The sequence below is a fragment of the Psychrobacter sp. R86515 genome, assembly GCF_042466315.1.
Taxonomy (GTDB): Bacteria; Pseudomonadota; Gammaproteobacteria; order Pseudomonadales; family Moraxellaceae; genus Psychrobacter.
The window spans coordinates 1808387-1825159 of sequence record NZ_JAXHCC010000001.1 but is presented as its reverse complement, the minus strand read 5'-3'; the positions used below and the strand labels follow the sequence as shown (position 1 = coordinate 1825159).

12 protein-coding genes and 1 pseudogene are annotated in these 16773 nt (G+C 43.4%); 10 read left to right on the top strand and 3 right to left on the bottom strand.

Annotated features, from left to right (window positions below):
• Nucleotides 1-215: 215 nt before the first annotated feature.
• The 3 genes and pseudogenes from SJY28_RS07730 to SJY28_RS07720 all read left to right on the top strand — a co-directional run bounded on the left by SJY28_RS07730 (nucleotide 216) and on the right by SJY28_RS07720 (nucleotide 2647).
• Nucleotides 216-1502 carry an aspartate kinase gene (locus SJY28_RS07730; protein WP_057759246.1) on the top strand — a complete coding sequence of 429 codons (1287 nt, stop codon included), beginning with the start codon at nucleotides 216-218 and terminating at the stop codon, nucleotides 1500-1502.
• Nucleotides 1503-1925: 423 nt separating this feature from the next.
• A pseudogene (csrA, locus tag SJY28_RS07725) lies at nucleotides 1926-2093 on the top strand (carbon storage regulator CsrA); the annotation flags it as partial.
• 179 nt (nucleotides 2094-2272) lie between these two features.
• Entirely contained in the window at nucleotides 2273-2647 is a 375-nt protein-coding gene (locus SJY28_RS07720; RefSeq protein WP_057759243.1) for a HopJ type III effector protein, read from the top strand.
• A 126-nt stretch (nucleotides 2648-2773) separates the two neighbouring features.
• Here SJY28_RS07720 and SJY28_RS07715 read toward each other — a convergent pair whose 3' ends face one another.
• Both SJY28_RS07715 and SJY28_RS07710 read right to left on the bottom strand, forming a co-directional pair.
• Nucleotides 2774-3085, bottom strand: coding sequence for a YeaC family protein (locus SJY28_RS07715; protein ID WP_102094259.1), 312 nt, complete (start codon nucleotides 3083-3085; stop codon nucleotides 2774-2776).
• A 55-nt stretch (nucleotides 3086-3140) separates the two neighbouring features.
• Nucleotides 3141-4145 carry an NAD(+) kinase gene (locus SJY28_RS07710; RefSeq protein WP_179798759.1) on the bottom strand — a complete coding sequence of 335 codons (1005 nt, stop codon included), beginning with the start codon at nucleotides 4143-4145 and terminating at the stop codon, nucleotides 3141-3143.
• 319 nt (nucleotides 4146-4464) lie between these two features.
• On the opposite strand from SJY28_RS07710, the gene SJY28_RS07705 reads away from it, so the two are divergent.
• Nucleotides 4465-5187, top strand: a complete 723-nt coding sequence (locus SJY28_RS07705) for a Bax inhibitor-1/YccA family protein (RefSeq protein ID WP_057759239.1) — start codon at nucleotides 4465-4467, stop codon at nucleotides 5185-5187.
• Nucleotides 5188-5306: 119 nt separating this feature from the next.
• On the opposite strand, the gene SJY28_RS07700 is transcribed toward SJY28_RS07705, so the two are convergent.
• Entirely contained in the window at nucleotides 5307-8105 is a 2799-nt protein-coding gene (locus SJY28_RS07700; protein WP_379544002.1) for a heavy metal translocating P-type ATPase, read from the bottom strand.
• Nucleotides 8106-8542: 437 nt separating this feature from the next.
• Between SJY28_RS07700 and mrcB the strand changes: the two genes are divergently transcribed.
• The 6 genes from mrcB to purH all read left to right on the top strand — a co-directional run bounded on the left by mrcB (nucleotide 8543) and on the right by purH (nucleotide 16686).
• Nucleotides 8543-11047: a penicillin-binding protein 1B gene (gene mrcB / locus SJY28_RS07695; protein WP_379544001.1), complete on the top strand. Its 2505-nt coding sequence runs from the start codon at nucleotides 8543-8545 to the stop codon at nucleotides 11045-11047.
• A gap of 63 nt (nucleotides 11048-11110) precedes the next feature.
• On the top strand, nucleotides 11111-11923 hold the full coding sequence (locus SJY28_RS07690) for a tetratricopeptide repeat protein (RefSeq protein WP_379544000.1): 813 nt from the start codon (nucleotides 11111-11113) through the stop codon (nucleotides 11921-11923).
• A gap of 133 nt (nucleotides 11924-12056) precedes the next feature.
• Nucleotides 12057-12983 (top strand): 50S ribosomal protein L11 methyltransferase, encoded by a 927-nt coding sequence (prmA, locus tag SJY28_RS07685; RefSeq protein ID WP_379543999.1) that lies wholly within the window; start codon nucleotides 12057-12059, stop codon nucleotides 12981-12983.
• 172 nt (nucleotides 12984-13155) lie between these two features.
• Nucleotides 13156-14418 (top strand): DUF3426 domain-containing protein, encoded by a 1263-nt coding sequence (locus SJY28_RS07680; protein ID WP_379543998.1) that lies wholly within the window; start codon nucleotides 13156-13158, stop codon nucleotides 14416-14418.
• Between the two features lie 178 nt (nucleotides 14419-14596).
• Nucleotides 14597-14959, top strand: a complete 363-nt coding sequence (gene fis, locus SJY28_RS07675) for a DNA-binding transcriptional regulator Fis (protein WP_379543997.1) — start codon at nucleotides 14597-14599, stop codon at nucleotides 14957-14959.
• 146 nt (nucleotides 14960-15105) lie between these two features.
• Nucleotides 15106-16686, top strand: a complete 1581-nt coding sequence (purH, locus tag SJY28_RS07670) for a bifunctional phosphoribosylaminoimidazolecarboxamide formyltransferase/IMP cyclohydrolase (RefSeq protein WP_379543996.1) — start codon at nucleotides 15106-15108, stop codon at nucleotides 16684-16686.
• Nucleotides 16687-16773: the final 87 nt, after the last annotated feature.

Sequence of the window (16773 nt, the reverse complement as noted above, 5' to 3'; positions counted from 1 at the left end):
CCTGAGGCTTAAAGTTATACGGTAGATATGGTATAAAGGTCAACGTTTGGGCATATTGTTCATTCCATAAGGTTGATAGATACCATTAGAAGAACGAAACACCTAAAGGCATAACTCTTATCATCTGGCTTTATCTATACAAGCATTGGCGAGTATCACATTGACTCTCATCAATGACAATAAAAAGTCATTATTGAATAAATAGGTAGATTTTTATGGCGTTAATAGTACAGAAATACGGCGGCACCTCGATGGGCAGTATCGACCGCATCAAAAACGTCGCCAAACGAGTCAAACGCTGGCATGACAACGGTCATCAAGTGGTCGTCGTGGTCTCAGCCATGAGCGGCGAAACCAACCGTTTGATTGATCTAGCTCGCCAAATTAGCACGCAGCCTGATCCTCGCGAATACGATCAGATGGTCTCAACAGGTGAGCAGGTTTCTATCTCACTACTCGCTATGGCGATTAAAGAGCTTGGTATCGGTGCCCGTTCAATGACTGGTCGCCAAGTCGCGATTAAGACCGACAATGCCCATAACAAAGCCCGTATCGAAAGTATCGATGATAAAAACATACGTGAGCAATTAGATGCTGGCAATATCGTTATTGTGGCAGGTTTCCAAGGTATCGATGAAGAAGGCAACGCGACCACATTAGGACGCGGCGGTTCTGATACCACAGGTGTGGCGATTGCCGCGGCCTTAGGCGCTGACGAGTGTCAAATTTATACCGATGTCGATGGTGTCTATACTACTGACCCTCGCGTGACCTCAAAAGCCAAAAAGCTTGAAAAAATTACGTTTGAAGAAATGCTTGAAATGGCAAGTCTTGGCTCCAAGATTCTACAGATTCGCTCAGTAGAATTCGCTGGTAAATATGGCGTGCCGCTGCGTGTACTCTCTAGCTTTGATGAAAACACAGACGGTAGCTTTGACCAAGAATTTCAAGACAACGTTGGTACCCTAATTACGATAGACGAAGGAGACAATATGGAACAGGCAATCATCTCAGGTATCGCGTTCAACAGAGACGAAGCAAAAATCTTGGTACGCGGCGTGCCTGACCATCCTGGTATCGCCTCTGCTATCTTAAGCCCAATTGGTCGTGCCAATATCGAAATCGATATGATTGTACAAAATCTTTCGGATAACGGTACTACTGACTTTACTTTTACGGTTAACCGCACTGATTTAGATAAGACGCTAAAAGTGCTTAACGAAGAAGTGAAAGATGAAATTGGCGCCAAAGAAATATTAGGCAACAGTGAAGTTGTTAAAGTTTCATTGGTTGGTGTTGGCATGCGCTCACATGCTGGTGTTGCTAGCCTTATGTTCCAAACGCTGGCTGAAAACAATATTAATATCCAAATGATTTCAACCAGCGAAATCAAAGTGTCAGTCCTAATTCAAGATCAACACCTAGAAAAAGCCGTTAAGTCATTGCACACGGCATTTGGCCTAGATCGTGAAGACGGTGAAAGCAAAATCGCTGGGCTATAAGACATAAAAACTGTTAAAATATGGCATTAGGATTGATGGTTATCTATTAACCGCTATTAATGACTTTATATAGTATGTAGATAAACAGCATTTAAATTAATAGCGTTTGAATTAATTATATCTAAATAAATACAGTACTTAAATAAAATAGGATCTTTTTAGGTCCTATTTTTATTTTTTAGCATAGTTGAAATGAGCATTTACCTAATAGTTTTGTGAAAAACCGTGACAGTATCTGTTATGCCGCCTATAATGGGGCTTTCATTTGGGCTAAATGAATCTACCTATCATTACCGCTATTGGCACGATATCTGGCATCGTGATAATGGTTATATTGCATGTTTGGTGCTGCGGTAATGTTCTGCAATTGAGAAGTAATCTGATGAGTAATAATTTGTTGATGCGACATAAGGAGTGTGACGCATGTTAATTTTGACACGCCGCGTGGGCGAAACGCTAATGATTGGCGACGAAGTAAGTGTGACGGTTCTAGGCGTCAAAGGCAATCAAGTACGTATCGGTGTAAACGCACCTAAAGATATTGCAGTACACCGCGAAGAGATTTATCAACGTATTCAGCATGAGCGTTCTGTACAGTCGCAAATGCAGCATCTTGAGCAAGGCAACTTTTCGCCTTCATTTGATGACGAAGACTACTTTAATCGCTAAGCTAGCTAAATTATAATGCTGAACGCTCAACGGCTACTATCATCATTGAGCACACATAAATATTATATTGTTTTTTTAATCTGCTCTGAGGTCATTTATTTATGAGTATCCGCCAATCAGATGTATCGGCATTACTTAATGGTTTGAACAAAAAAGCCATTGGATTCAATGATGTCATCAGCTTTATCGATGATTTTTATCGCTATGCGCCTGCCCCTTTTGTAAATGGGATGGTACATAATGCAGCCGGTGAGAACGAAGGTAGCGCAAAGATTTTCGGTTTTGCTAAGCACCATGGCTTGAACCAATTGGACACGCTTAAACTATTTGGCGAGCATTATGCCAAGGTACAAGCAACGCCTAACGGTACCGATCATGCCAATATCCGTAATTTTTTACATTGGGGCTGGCAAGGATTTTTGATGCAAAAGAACCCGCTAACGGTTCGTCCTAGTGTCGATACGACTGCTATTTAATCATTTATGATGATTAAGCTATTTCTGATAATTTAATTATTGATAAAGTAAAAAAAGCCACGCTATATAGCGTGGCTTTTTTGTGAAAATTGTTTTTATAACAACTATTACAACTTATTTATAAATCTATTTATCACGAAACTTAACAGGCTGTACCGCGCCTTTAGGATTCGGCATATTAGGATAGTGATGCTCGTGCTCAACGTCACATTCAGCACCAACGACAGTACCATCGTCTTTTACGGGTTTATGAATATAACCTGTACGCTCAGCTGGCGGCAGATGCTCATGTTCCCATACCATCACAGCTTGCATACAAGTCTCACGCTGCTCAGCGGTAATCTTACGACCGTCAGGCCATTTACCTAGCTCAATTGCCATACGAAATTTATCAACCACTTCGGGCGTTAGACTTGCTAGTATTGTTTGTTTATCCATCTTGCCTACTCTCCACTACCATTTTTTGTATCATATTTGGGTCTAATAGATACGCTTATTCATCGTCTATAATATCATCATCGACATCAAGACTGAATTCTTCGGCATGTACGTTCCAGTGCAGCTTTGTACGGCAGGCCTCATAAAAGTCAAACCCAGGCGGGTGCAACAAAGTAAGCTTATCAGGATGCTTACGAATATGAAGGCGCTGCTCTTGCTCAAGTGGCACGCTTGGCTTACCGTCCGCACTTACCATCGGCTGAGTACGATTGTCTTCGTGGATACGAATACAAACCTCACTATTACCGCTGACCACAATCGGTCTGCTAGATAACGTATGGGGATGCATCGGCACCAAACAAATAGCATCCATACTCGGATGAATGATTGGACCGCCACCTGATAAGGCATAAGCAGTAGAACCAGTCGGTGTTGCCGCTATCAAGCCATCACTATGCTGTCTATAAACGTCATGTCCATCAATTTTCATCTGAAAATCAATCATATGTACCGATTTACCAGCATGCAGTACGATGTCGTTCAGCGCCATGTCTTCATGGATAATTTTGCGCCCTTCTCGTATCTCCATCGTCAATAAAAACCGATGGTCCAGTTGATAGTCTCCCATCAATACTTGGCGTAACTTAAACGCAGCTTCATCAGGTTTTACATCTGCTAAAAATCCTAAACGACCACGGTTTACCCCTAGTACAGGTACACGGTAGCGTGCTAACGCCTCAGCGGCATGTAGTATCGAACCATCACCGCCAACCACAATAACCAAATCACAAATCTCACCAATCAAACCCCGTTTGACGATTTTGACTCTTTCTATGTCTGTGAGGTCAAGCGTTGGTAAATTGGCCGTTTGTACATCCATTATTAACGTCAAATTCATATCATTGACGGTTTGGGCAATCTGTACCAAGCTTTGAGTGACACTACGTTTACCAGCACGGCCCATTAGACCAATGCGCCTAAAGGCGGGGTTTTTAATAGCGTGGAATAGCTCTGATTCATGTAAGTGTGGCAATCTTGCTGACTGCGCTGAGTTTTCCATAAAACGACTCGGTATAACGGTGAAGTACAAGGTAATGATAGCGATAAATGCGCGCTTAGACTAGCATGTTTATGAATTATCGTTGTTAACTGTCGTAACTGACCCCATATAAAAGCTATCAAATGTTTTACTTAGCCGAATCTGTCTGTTCAGTTTTCCAATTAGCGTATTGAGCGATACAGTAGCCCGATGCGCTAGCCAATGAGCAGTCTAAGGTTGCACCGCAGCAGTTGTCACGCAAACACAGTTGACAATAATAGCGGTTTTGCTAAAGTAACTAACATCACTATTTTTATATTTTATTATTAAGGACTTATGTATGGCCAATCCTATTGTCAGTCGCGCAGAACTTGCGATCGGCGGTAATCCAATGACGGTCAAGGGCGTAATTCAAAAGACCAGCTTGTTACTTGGTTTATCAGCCATTACTGGTGTGGGCTTTTTCTTTTATGCGCTTATGGCAGGTTTATCGCAAGGTTTTATTACGATGGCAGCCTTCGGTAGCATGATTGCTGCGTTTGTTCTGGCTCTTTTTATTACCTTTAAGCCGCAAAAAGCCAAGACTTTGGCAGTGCCTTACGCCTTGTTAGAAGGTATATTTTTGGGCGGTATCTCATTATTTTTCATGAGAATGTATCCAACAGTACCAGTTACTGCAATGTGCGCAACTTTCGTCACAGCTGCAGTTATGCTTGGTCTATATCGTTCAGGTTTAGTTAAGGTTACTGAAAAGTTCCGTTCTATCGTGACCTCAGCGGTTATTGCCATTATGCTTGTTTATGTAGCACAGTGGGTACTTTCTCTAGCGTTTGGCTCATCATTGCCGTTCCTATTTGAAGGTGGCGCTATCGCTATTGGCTTTAGCTTATTTGTCATCGTTATCGCTTCTTTCACCTTGCTATTAGATTTCGATAATATTGATCGCGGTGTTGCGATGGGTGTTTCTGAAGATTACGAGTGGTTGTTCAGTATTGGTATTCTTGCAACCCTAGTCTGGATGTATATCGAATTTATGCGTCTGCTAAGCTATCTACAAGACTAATTTTAAGATCGACCTAACAGTATCTCTATATAGAAAAAACCGCCTTCCATTTGATGCAAGGCGGTTTTTTTATGGGCAAATTTCACAGGCTTGTTTAAATTAAGTACGTCTTAAAAAGACTAAGCACGTTTTAAGCGCAATGCATTTAACACAACAAACAATGAGCTGAGCGACATACCAATCGCAGCGAGCCATGGTGGCACATAGCCTAAAGCCGCTGGTATCAGAACGATACTGTTGTAAGCGAGCGCCCAGCGGAAGTTTTGCTTGATAATACGTTCCGTCTTATCAGAGATGCGTTTAGCCGCAGTAATGGCCTCGATTTGTCCATTTAAAATAATACTATCACTGGATACTTGTGCTAAGTCTGCCGCCCCTGCAATCGAGGTCGACACATCTGCTGCTGCTAGCACTGGCGCATCATTGATACCATCACCCACCATCAATACCACAGCACCGTTAGCTTGCAACTGCTGGATATGATTGACCTTATCAGTTGGTGATAGTCCATTGTATGCTGCTTGCATTCCCAAGTTCTCAGCCATGACTAGCGCTTGCGGGCTTGGGTCACCTGTCAACATAACAGTCTCGATACCTAGTCCTTTGAGCGTATCGAGCATCGACTGCGCACTATCACGTACCTTGTCATTGAAATAGAAGCATGCCAGCGCCTGCCATGTTTTGCTATCAGTATTTTGATAAGACAATACTACTGCTGAGCTGGCTCGTTGCGCTACTAGATCGATGATTAGATCATTACTCCCAGAGACATTATTTGCACTGTCATTTGTTCTATCTAATGCAAAGTCTTTGTGACCGATTCGATATACAGTGCCATCAATCATTGCTTCTACACCGCCTGCTGGGTAATGTTGTACGGCTTGTGTCGATGGCAGGTGTAACTGATAGGCTGCCGTCAGTAATGCGTGGGCAATTGGATGACGACTCCCTACTTCTAGTGCAGCTGCAATTGCCAATAGCGTATTTTTTTGCGCCGTTGAGGATAAAACATCAGATTCGGTCTGGCTTTTTGGTGTGATTAACTCAATATTTAATAAATTTGGCTTACCATAAGTCAGCGTACCCGTCTTATCAAAAGCAACATGCGTGATTTCAGCTAGCGTTTGTAATGTATGTCCACGCGTCGTCAAAAAACCATAGCTGGCCAGACGATTGGTAGAGACGGTCAAGGCAATCGGCGTGGCCAATGACAATGCACAAGGACAAGTGGCGACCAATACTGCCACCGTTGCCCAAATGGCTTGGCTTGGATCAACGATATACCAACCAACAAACACTAAAACTGATAGCACTAGAATACGCGCCACAAACCAACGTGCTAGCTTGTCCGCTTGCTGTGCCAGTTTAGGCTTTTCACTCATGGCGCGGTTCATCAACCTATCAATTAAACCTATCTGGCTGTCTTTTGGCAGCGCTGTGACCAGCATCTCAAACGGCTGGCTATCGTTTTGTGCACCGCCGACAATATAATCCCCTTGGGTCTTGATAATTAAATCACCTTCACCCGTCAGTAGACTTTGTGACACCGTTGCAGTAGAACTTAGCAAGATACCATCACTGATAATCTCTGAACCTGCCTCAACCAAAATAATATCACCCACTTGTAAACTATGAGCGGTGACCATTTGCTTTGACTCTATATCGCCTTCGGGTTGTGATTGCGCATTCTGTTGGTTGCGTGACTGCTGCCAATCTTGAGCGATAAGCGATGTGAGCGTATGAACATTAGCATCCATACGCTGCATAAAATCAGGCATGACTTCAGCCGCCATACCTGAATCCTTCTGAGCCTCATCTTCGATAGCTTCACTTTGTTGATATTCATTTTCTTTCAGCAGTTGTAAAATACGCTCGGCAGCTGCTTTGTCTTCAGCGATTTTTTGTACCAATACTGGCTCAACTACGACTAAATCATTAGCCATAGTCGCGGCTTTTAGACGTGCGTTATGCTCGATATAACGCCCTGCCAGCAAAAAGAAAATAAACATACTGACCGAGTCATAGTATGTCTCCCCTTGCCCAGTGATGGTAGCGTAGAGACTGGCAAAGAAGGTGATAATCAAGGCAAGACTAACAGGCACATCCATATTGACTTGGCGCGCACGAATTGCTGACCATGCAGAGGTAAAAAAAGGAATACCAGCATAGAAAAATACAGGCGTACTCACAAACAAAGATACCCAACGCAAAAAGTCACGCTGGAATATCAACATGTCGCTATACTCGCCAAAATAAAGCGCAACGGCATACATCATCGCTTGCATCGAACCTAGTGCAGCGATGCCGAGACGCAATAGCATTTGATTATTATGACGTGCCAGCATGGCTTCATGAGTATCTTGGCGATAAGGCTTGGCTTCGTAGCCGATTTCATTGATGACCGCTAGAATACGACTGATGGGTAATTTGTTTTCATCCCAAATGACCCGCATACGTTGGTTGGTCAAATTCACCTGACATTTACCAATACCCTCTAGCTCATCGAGACGCGACTCAATCAGCCAAGTACAGGCAGCACAGCGTAAGTTATTAACAGACAGCTCTGCTACTGACATGCCATCTTGCGCGTAAACGAATTGTGATTTTATCTCGTCATGATCGTAGACCTCAAGACGCGTCAGCTGAGTTGGCAAACTTGCCGTACGGTTAATTTCCGATCGGTCAAGATAATACTGCTCAAGACCAGCCTCTACTATGCTTTGGGCAGCTAACTGACAGCCCATACAACACATCTCTCGTGACTGACCTAATATCTCAGCATAAAACGGTGGCTGAGGTACGGGATCGCCGCAGTGGAAACAGTGATCAGCCAGCGGAAGCACTAAGCCTTCGATGATAGAAGTGTCTTCATAAGAGTGATTGGTAGCAGATGATACTGATGATGGGATACTAGACATAGTCGCGCTTACTTCCTTTGACAGGCTTGCTCAAAATGCATTCATTTAAAGCAAACTTGCTCGTATTGACTGTACTGTACGTCATGCAATACAGCCGTTTTTAATCACACAAATATCACTACCGCTAGTAGCATAATATTAATAACAAACGGCTAATAGCAAACAATTAGCAACAGCGAATTCATACAAAATACATCGTGAGGACAATCGTAAATTGTTATCTTATATGGCGTTTATTTACCAGATTGAAAGTGACTGACGCTTTATTACAAGTATCGGTATTTTAATAGGGATTATACTATAAGCCATCGCTATGAGCAGTACCATCGCTCATGGTCTACGACCAATAAATGCCTGCGTTGACGATGATAGATTGAAAAATTTGTCAATTTGCGTCATTATGAGGCAGTTTTTTATCCAAAAATGGTGCGACATCCGTGCAAAAACCTAATTACAAGTTACCAAATACCAAGTTATCAGCGTCATCTAAGTCTGCTATGCACACGCTACCCTCGCAGCAGCGCGGCTTGGTCTTTAGTAGTCTGCTATTAATTATCATCATCGCAGGCATGGTGCTGTTGGCGCTGTATTTGATCAAACTTGATCGCACCATTACTCATAAGTTTGAGGGCAAGCGCTGGGACATTCCAGCCAAAGTGTATTCGCAGCCGCTTGAGCTGTATCAAGGTGCCAATGTCGATAGAGATACGATGAAGACATGGCTAGAGTTGCTCAATTATCAAAGCAACAAGGCTTATGATCGCACGGGCACCTATCATCGGACAGGTAATACTTACTTTATTCACACTCGCGGCTTTACTTATAGCGCCAATGATAAAGATGCCGAGCAAGTCATCAAAATGACGATTTCTGGCAATAAAGTAGAGTCTATTCAAAGTACTCTGCCTGCCAAAAGCGGCATCATTCGTTTAGAGCCTGTCAATATCGGTGGGATCTATCCCAACAGCAATGAAGATCGGATGGTTGTGTCTTTGGACGAAGTGCCTCAGCCGTTAATTGATGCCCTTATCGCTACCGAAGATCGCGCGTTTTATGAGCATAAAGGGGTATCGGTACGTGGTATCGCCCGTGCCGTAATCAATAACTTTACTGGTGGTGCCAGACAAGGTGGCTCGACCATCACCCAGCAGCTGATCAAAAACTTTTATCTCAACTCAGATCGCACTATCAAACGTAAAGCCAATGAAGCATTGATGGCCGTGCTACTTGAGCTGCACTACAGCAAAGATGAAATTTTACAGACCTATTTGAATGAGATTTATCTGGGTCAAAATGGCAATCGCTCTATCAATGGTTTTGGTTTGGCATCACAGTTTTATTTTGACAAACCTCTTAATGAGCTGCGCTTAGATCAGCAAGCGATGCTGGTTGGTATGGCAAAAGGTCCAAGTATCTATAACCCACGTCGCAATCCAAATGACTCAAAAGCACGCCGTGACGTGGTACTTAACAACATGCTGACCATGGGCACACTGAGCCAGGAAGACTACGACAAAGCCTTAAAGCAACCGCTTGGCATCGTGGATAAGCCTGCTGAAGGCAAAAGCCAGTTCCCTGACTTCTTAGATATTGTCAAACGTGAGCTAAATACCGTTTATTATTCTGACGACCTCAAGAACGAAGGTCTGATTATTATCAGTACTCTAGACCCTATCGCTCAATTGGCCGCAGACAAAGCCGTTGATAGAAAACTTGGTGAGCTACGTCGCAATAGTAGCAAAACTAAAGATTTACAAGGGGCATTGGTGAGTGCCAACCCTGAGACTGGCGAGCTAGTATCTGTCGTAGGTAGTGGTAGTGAATTTACAGGGTTTAACCGCGCGGTCGACGCCAAACGCCAAGTCGGCTCACTGCTAAAGCCTATCATTTATATGACTGCACTTGAGAGCGGTCGTTATAACTTGGCCAGTTCAGTAGATGACTCCCCTATTACGGTCAATCTAAACGACGGTACTGACTGGAACCCTAAAAACTACGACAATCGTGATCATGGTTATGTACCATTTACCACGGCATTGTCTCAATCCTACAACCAAGCAGCAGTACGTTTAGGTATGGAGTTCGGCGTTAATACCTTTGCTAAGCAATTACAGCGCATGGGTATCAAAGAAAAAATCCCACCTTACCCATCAGCGTTACTAGGCTCGGTTAATTTGAGTCCGATGGATATGCTTGGTATTTATCAAGTCTTTGCCACTGGTGGCTTCCGCACTCCTATTCATAGTATCCGTACGGTCATTGATGATCGCGGCCGTATTTTACAGCGTACTGGGCTTAACACTCAGCGTAGCATTCCACCTGAGACCAACTTTTTGACCAACTATGCATTACAGCAAGTCGTCTCAAATGGTACAGCCAGACGTGCACAATCGCTCGGCAGCAATTTAAACTTAGCCGGAAAAACGGGGACGACAAACGACTACCGCGATGCTTGGTTTGCAGGCTATAGTGGTAACTATGTGAGTGTCGTTTGGGTTGGCCGTGATGATAATAAACCGATTGGTTTGAGTGGTGGTACTGGCGCCTTACCAGTTTGGGTAGATTATATGAAACGCCTAAAACTGACTCCAGTTGCTCTACCAGAGCCAGAAGGTATCGAGTGGTTATGGCTAGAGAACAACTCAGGCAAACTGTCTAATGAGCGCTGTGCTAACGCTCGCTACCTACCAGTAATGTCAGCTCACCTACCAGAAGAAGCCAGCAGTTGTGCGCTGAGCCTGTATCAGCAAGATCGCGCTCGTGAACAGACACAGTTTCAGAACCAGCAAGGTGATATCAATCAACAAAGTCGCCGCGAAGGTTTAGAAATTCCAAATGGTGAAGCTGTTGAGTCTGATGGTGCAGAAGGTAGCAGCGAGCAAAGTGAAGGTGATGAAGACCGTGCTGATACTTGGTATGACCGCGCTGTTGAATGGTTCTAGCTGTTGAATGGCTTTAATAGTGTTTTTGATATTTAGCTTTTAATATTTAAAAAAGGTTTTAACATGATGGTGTCATCTTTACGGACAACTACTTCAGTAAAACAAACCATAATGCTATGGCGTAATAAAATTACGTCAAGCAATACCTTACTTGCAGGCAGCGCGATCATTGGCATGCTCAGCCTAAGTGCTTGTCAGACGGCCCCTAGCACATCGCCCACAGTGCAAACCACGCCTGTTCAAACATTACCAACATCACAACCGACCGTGCCATCAACGACAACTGCTCAAGCGCCTATCACGGAAGCAAATGATCAAAGCAACTATCCAACCGAGCCTTACGATGCAGTTGAACAGTCCGAAACACCAAATCCATTAACGCAAGAGACACCTGTATTTACACCTCCTGCTCCAGAAGTGGTGCAGCCTGATCCTGTTATCATTGCGCCTTCTCGTAACGACTATATAATCTCCGAGCCAACAGTACCGTCGCATAATGAGTTACTTGAGCACGCTAGAAGAAACTCGCAGCAACGTACTCAACAATCTGCCAGCAACAACAGTAATCTGCCTGCCTTTCGCAATTTGATGCAAGTAGGCATCAGTCAATTGAAAGCGGGCAATCTAACCAATGCCGAGAGCAGCTTTACCCGTGCGCAGCGTTTAGCGCCTAAATCATCGGCGGTATACTTCTATTTGGCACAAGTAGCATTAAAAAAGAACCAGCCTCGTAAGGCAGAAGCGATGGCACGTCGCGGTCTTAGTGTCTCTCAAGATAGTAATCGTAGACGAGCACTATGGCAAGTTATATTGCAATCAGGACAAGCTCAGGGTAACTCACGCGTAGTCAATGAAGCAAAACAAGCATTGCGCTAATAACTGATATTTGCATATTTTAGATTCATTATTTAAAACCTCTATATACATCATACATTTCATTGTATGTAGATTTATCTAGGGCAGCCCCTAACACCTACACTTATTTTTATTTCCGCTTAAGGTTATCTTTATGGCATGGCAACAACTGCATTTACAATGCGAAAAATCAAACGTCGACTTAGCTGAAGCGCTTTTGTTAGAAGCAGGCGCATTATCAATAGCTTTAGACGATGCTGGCGATCAACCTTTGTTTGAGCCACTTCCAGGTGAATCACCGCTTTGGGATGAGGTGATACTAACAGGACTATTTGATGCGACTACTGATGCTGGCAGTCGTCAAGCGGTTGAGCAATTAAGTCATGAAATTGCTGCACAAGTGCAGGCTACTCGTATTTGGCTAACGGCAGTTGATGATAAAGACTGGGAACGCGAGTGGATGAGCAATTATCATCCTATCGAATGTGCTAATGACTTATGGATTGTGCCTGACTGGCTAACGCCGCCTAACCCTGAAGCCACTAATATCATTATGGATCCAGGCTTGGCATTTGGTACTGGCTATCATGCTACGACTCGCCTATGTCTAGACTGGCTAACAGAGCAAGACCTAACAGATAAAGTGGTTATCGATTATGGTTGTGGCTCAGGCATTCTAGGGATTGCTGCTTTGCTATTGGGCGCACGTCAGGTATATGCAGTCGACATCGACCCGCAGGCGGTACTTGCTACCAATCAGAATGCGGTACGGAATAATGTAGGCGATCGTTTGCAGGCATTTCTACCAGAAGAATTTACAGAGTACTGCTCGCAAAATGATGTGGTGCCTGTAGAAGTGATCGTTGCCAATATTTTAGCAAAGCCGCTTATTGGTTTAGCACCTTACTTTGCAACACTGATTGCGCCAAAGGGCCGTATCGTTTTGGCAGGTTTGATTGAATCGCAAACTGAGCAAGTCACTGAAGCTTATCAGCCATATTTTGCATTGGATCCAAAGCATGCTTTTACTGCGCAAGAAGACCAACACTGGCAGCGTTTATCAGGTACATTTACTAGCTAGCAACATTTAATTACATCTGTTACGATAGAGGGCAGTCAAATGTTATGTGTTTGACGCCACTCTGTCTTTGCCCATAATTCATCGAAATTAAATAAGTAAAATGAGTATTGTGGGCAGCTATTGGTGAGTGGCTAAGCGGTATTGATAACCATACTTTTTTGGATTCGCCTCTATGACCACACCAATAAAAACCCAATGCCCCCATTGTCAAGCTTGTTATAGCGTTAAACAAACTCAACTGAATCAAGTCAATGCTACCATCAGCTGTGATCGGTGCCAGCAAAGTTTTTTGGTCAATAAGCATCTTGTGGTAAATTCTGAGGTCATTCAAAAGCCAACATCACAAAAAAACATTCCTGCTCAACAAAAAGCTCAAACTCAACCAATATCAAACGAGCAAAAAGCGACTACTAGTAGCAATCAGCATAACCCTCAAAATGTGCCAAATCGCCCTACACCTTCAATCAGTAAGAAAAAATCATCTGATATTTTGATTCATGACGACTTAATTTATGATGATATGGATATAGACGATCCAGAAGAGAACGTTCAAGAGTATGACTCATTAGATAGCATGGATGCATGGTTAACCCAAGCCAGTAATACCAGTCCTAGCGTATCAACCACAGAAAAACCAAAAGCGCCCTCTTCTAAAGAAACTATCAAAAGCCCTAATCCATCAATAAAGAAACCATCTACTAGTACAATATCAGCATCCTCATCAACACAGGACATGCTCAGCTCGGCAGCGGCCAATGATATTCATGCCAATGTTGAGAGTACTGATAACAATACATGGCTGCAAAAACTATTAGAAGAACAAAATCAACCCGAAGAAACACCACCAGATGATACAGACTTATCACAGCTTCTGTCTGATATGGGAGTACCCGTTAAAGATGAAGACCCTGTTGCCGACGAACGTTTAAGAAAAACACAGCTACCGTTTGCACCAACCCAAACGACACGTTCAATTGCATCATTATTATGGATATTAGGTTGTTTGGTCCTAGCACTGCTACTCGCGGCTCAGTATGTTATTTTTAACTTAGAAAATTTAGTCAAAAACCCAGCCTATGCTCAGCGTCTCCAGTCAATATGCTCTGTCGCTGCTTGCAGCTTGCCCAGTGCGGACTTATCAGCACTTACCATCAGCAATACCTTTCATAGAAGCAGTCAGATTAAAACCGCTGGTACATTTAGCGATATAGGCGCTACTCTAAGTAACGGCAGCCCGCAAGCACAACTATATCCCAATGTAAAAATAAGCGTTTATGGTAGAGACAAGCTTATTGGAGAGTTCATTGCAGATCCAAACGATTATTTATTAGGAAAGCAAAGTCAGTTAGCTGCCAATACAGATAGACAGCTATTATTTACTATTCCTGTGGCTAGTGCGCAAATTCGCGACATTACTATGACCGCTCTTTATTAGATTAAGTTGTCATATATAGATAAGCGTGAGTAGAAAACACACCGTAAATTCACTTTCAATTAAACCGTGATAGCCAAGATAACGATGAATCTATCAGCGCTAGGCGATATTAATTTGATATACTATGGTTCTGACCCTTCACAATCAGAATTTTTCTTCATCTCAAGGATATTATTTTATGGCACCTCATGCACAGCATAATGCCAATCATTTTGCTAAAAGCTCTGAGCACCTTGCCGATTATAATAAAGACGAATACCAACCACCTACGCACGGCTTTGATTTTGCTAGTCAAAACTATACAAATAATGCGCAGCAACCTCTACGGGTTCATGTAGAGCGTGTGGTACGTCAATACTTTGCGATGCTGGGAGATGAGATGCCCACTGATTTATATGAGCTGATTTTGAAGCAAGTCGAAGAGCCTCTCTTATCTGTCGTCCTAGAAAAAACAAGAGGCAACCAAACCAAATGTGCTCAGATATTAGGCCTAAATCGAGGCACTTTGCGCAAAAAAATGAAAACCTATGATTTAATGTAACATTGTTATATGAGCTTACCCATCATTGACTATCATTATGTATGGCAATTAAATGTTCCGCGCTTTATCTATCATGATACGGCATACCATTGTCATCATCACCTTGCCAGACGTTTACGTCAGGCTTTTTTTATGGAAAATTTCTTATGAGTACAACCCCACTTGCCCTACTATCGGTCTCCGATAAGTCTAATATCGTTGAGTTTGCTCAAGGCCTTCTCAAAGCAGGTTTTGGTTTATTATCTACTGGCGGTACTTATCGTCTGCTCACAGAAAACAATGTCGACGTGACTGAAGTATCAGATTACACAGGCTTTCCTGAAATGATGGATGGCCGTGTTAAAACGCTACATCCTAAGATTCACGGTGGCATTCTAGGACGCCGCGGTACAGATGATGCAGTTATGAGTGATCATTCGATCGAACGTATCGACTTGGTCGTCGTGAACTTATATCCGTTTGCTGAAACGATCGCACGTGCGGATGTGACTATGAACGACGCTATCGAAAACATCGATATTGGCGGCCCTACCATGGTACGTTCAGCAGCGAAAAACCACGCTCATGTGGGTATCGTCACTGATCCAGCTGATTATGACCGTGTACTTAACGCCTTAGATGGTGGTACCGAACTGACAACCGCTTTACGTTATGACTTGGCAGTAAAGGCGTTTGAACATACTGCACAGTACGATGGTATGATTGCCAACTTCTTAGGTAGCCGTGTCAACGAAACTCAAGAGCCAGAAAACTTCCCACGCACATTCAATGTACAGCTTGAAAAAGCACAAGACCTACGCTACGGTGAAAACCCGCATCAAAACGCGGCTTTCTATACTGAAAACCAGCCTTTAAAAAGCAAACAAGCTTCAATCGCGACGGCTAAGCAGTTACAAGGCAAAGCACTATCTTATAACAATATCGCTGATACCGATGCTGCGCTTGAGTGCGTTAAAGCTTTCAGCGCGCCTGCTTGCGTTATCGTTAAGCATGCCAACCCTTGCGGTGTCGCAGTTGATAATGACCAAGTAGCGGCTTATCGTACTGCTTTTAGCACCGATCCTGAATCGTCTTTTGGCGGTATCATCGCATTCAACCGTCCGTTAACGCTTGCTGCGGCAAAAGCCATTATCGACAATCAGTTCGTAGAAGTGATCATTGCACCTAGTATCGAAGACGGTGTACTTGAAGCAACAGCTACTAAGAAAAACGTACGCGTATTAGTATGCGGCGAGCTACCAGCACCAGATCAGCGTGATATCCAACTTGACTATAAGCGTGTTAACGGTGGCTTACTGGTACAAGAGCAAGACCTTGGTTTAATCACGGCTAACGACCTAAAAATCGTCACTGATGTACAACCAACTGAAGCGCAAGTGGCAGATCTACTGTTCAGTTGGAACGTGGCAAAATATGTTAAATCTAATGCTATTGTCTATGCAAAAGGCCAACGTACTATCGGTGTTGGCGCAGGCCAAATGAGCCGCGTTAACTCAGCACGTATTGCTGCTATCAAAGCAGAACATGCTGGACTCGCAACTGAAGGTGCTGTTATGGCATCAGATGCGTTCTTCCCTTTCCGTGATGGCATCGATAATGCTGCTGAAGTAGGTATCTCTGCTATTATTCAGCCAGGTGGCTCTATGCGTGATGACGAGACTATTGCTGCTGCTAATGAGCATGGTATCGCGATGGTATTCACGGGTATGCGCCATTTCCGCCATTAAACAATCACCTATTAATTTAAGACTGGCATTAGTCACAGCAATTGTATTTATTACTGCGACTAATTTTCAGCTTCTATAGTATTCGTG

Excerpts from the sequence above, each read along its gene's own strand:
- SJY28_RS07730 (WP_057759246.1), top strand. The coding sequence starts at position 216 with ATGGCGTTAATAGTACAGAAATACGGCGGCACCTCGATGGGCAGTATC.
- SJY28_RS07720 (WP_057759243.1), top strand. The coding sequence starts at position 2,273 with ATGAGTATCCGCCAATCAGATGTATCGGCATTACTTAATGGTTTGAAC.
- SJY28_RS07715 (WP_102094259.1), bottom strand. The coding sequence starts at position 3,085 with ATGGATAAACAAACAATACTAGCAAGTCTAACGCCCGAAGTGGTTGAT.
- SJY28_RS07710 (WP_179798759.1), bottom strand. The coding sequence starts at position 4,145 with ATGGAAAACTCAGCGCAGTCAGCAAGATTGCCACACTTACATGAATCA.
- SJY28_RS07705 (WP_057759239.1), top strand. The coding sequence starts at position 4,465 with ATGGCCAATCCTATTGTCAGTCGCGCAGAACTTGCGATCGGCGGTAAT.
- SJY28_RS07700 (WP_379544002.1), bottom strand. The coding sequence starts at position 8,105 with ATGTCTAGTATCCCATCATCAGTATCATCTGCTACCAATCACTCTTAT.
- SJY28_RS07690 (WP_379544000.1), top strand. The coding sequence starts at position 11,111 with ATGATGGTGTCATCTTTACGGACAACTACTTCAGTAAAACAAACCATA.
- prmA (WP_379543999.1), top strand. The coding sequence starts at position 12,057 with ATGGCATGGCAACAACTGCATTTACAATGCGAAAAATCAAACGTCGAC.
- SJY28_RS07680 (WP_379543998.1), top strand. The coding sequence starts at position 13,156 with ATGACCACACCAATAAAAACCCAATGCCCCCATTGTCAAGCTTGTTAT.
- fis (WP_379543997.1), top strand. The coding sequence starts at position 14,597 with ATGGCACCTCATGCACAGCATAATGCCAATCATTTTGCTAAAAGCTCT.
- purH (WP_379543996.1), top strand. The coding sequence starts at position 15,106 with ATGAGTACAACCCCACTTGCCCTACTATCGGTCTCCGATAAGTCTAAT.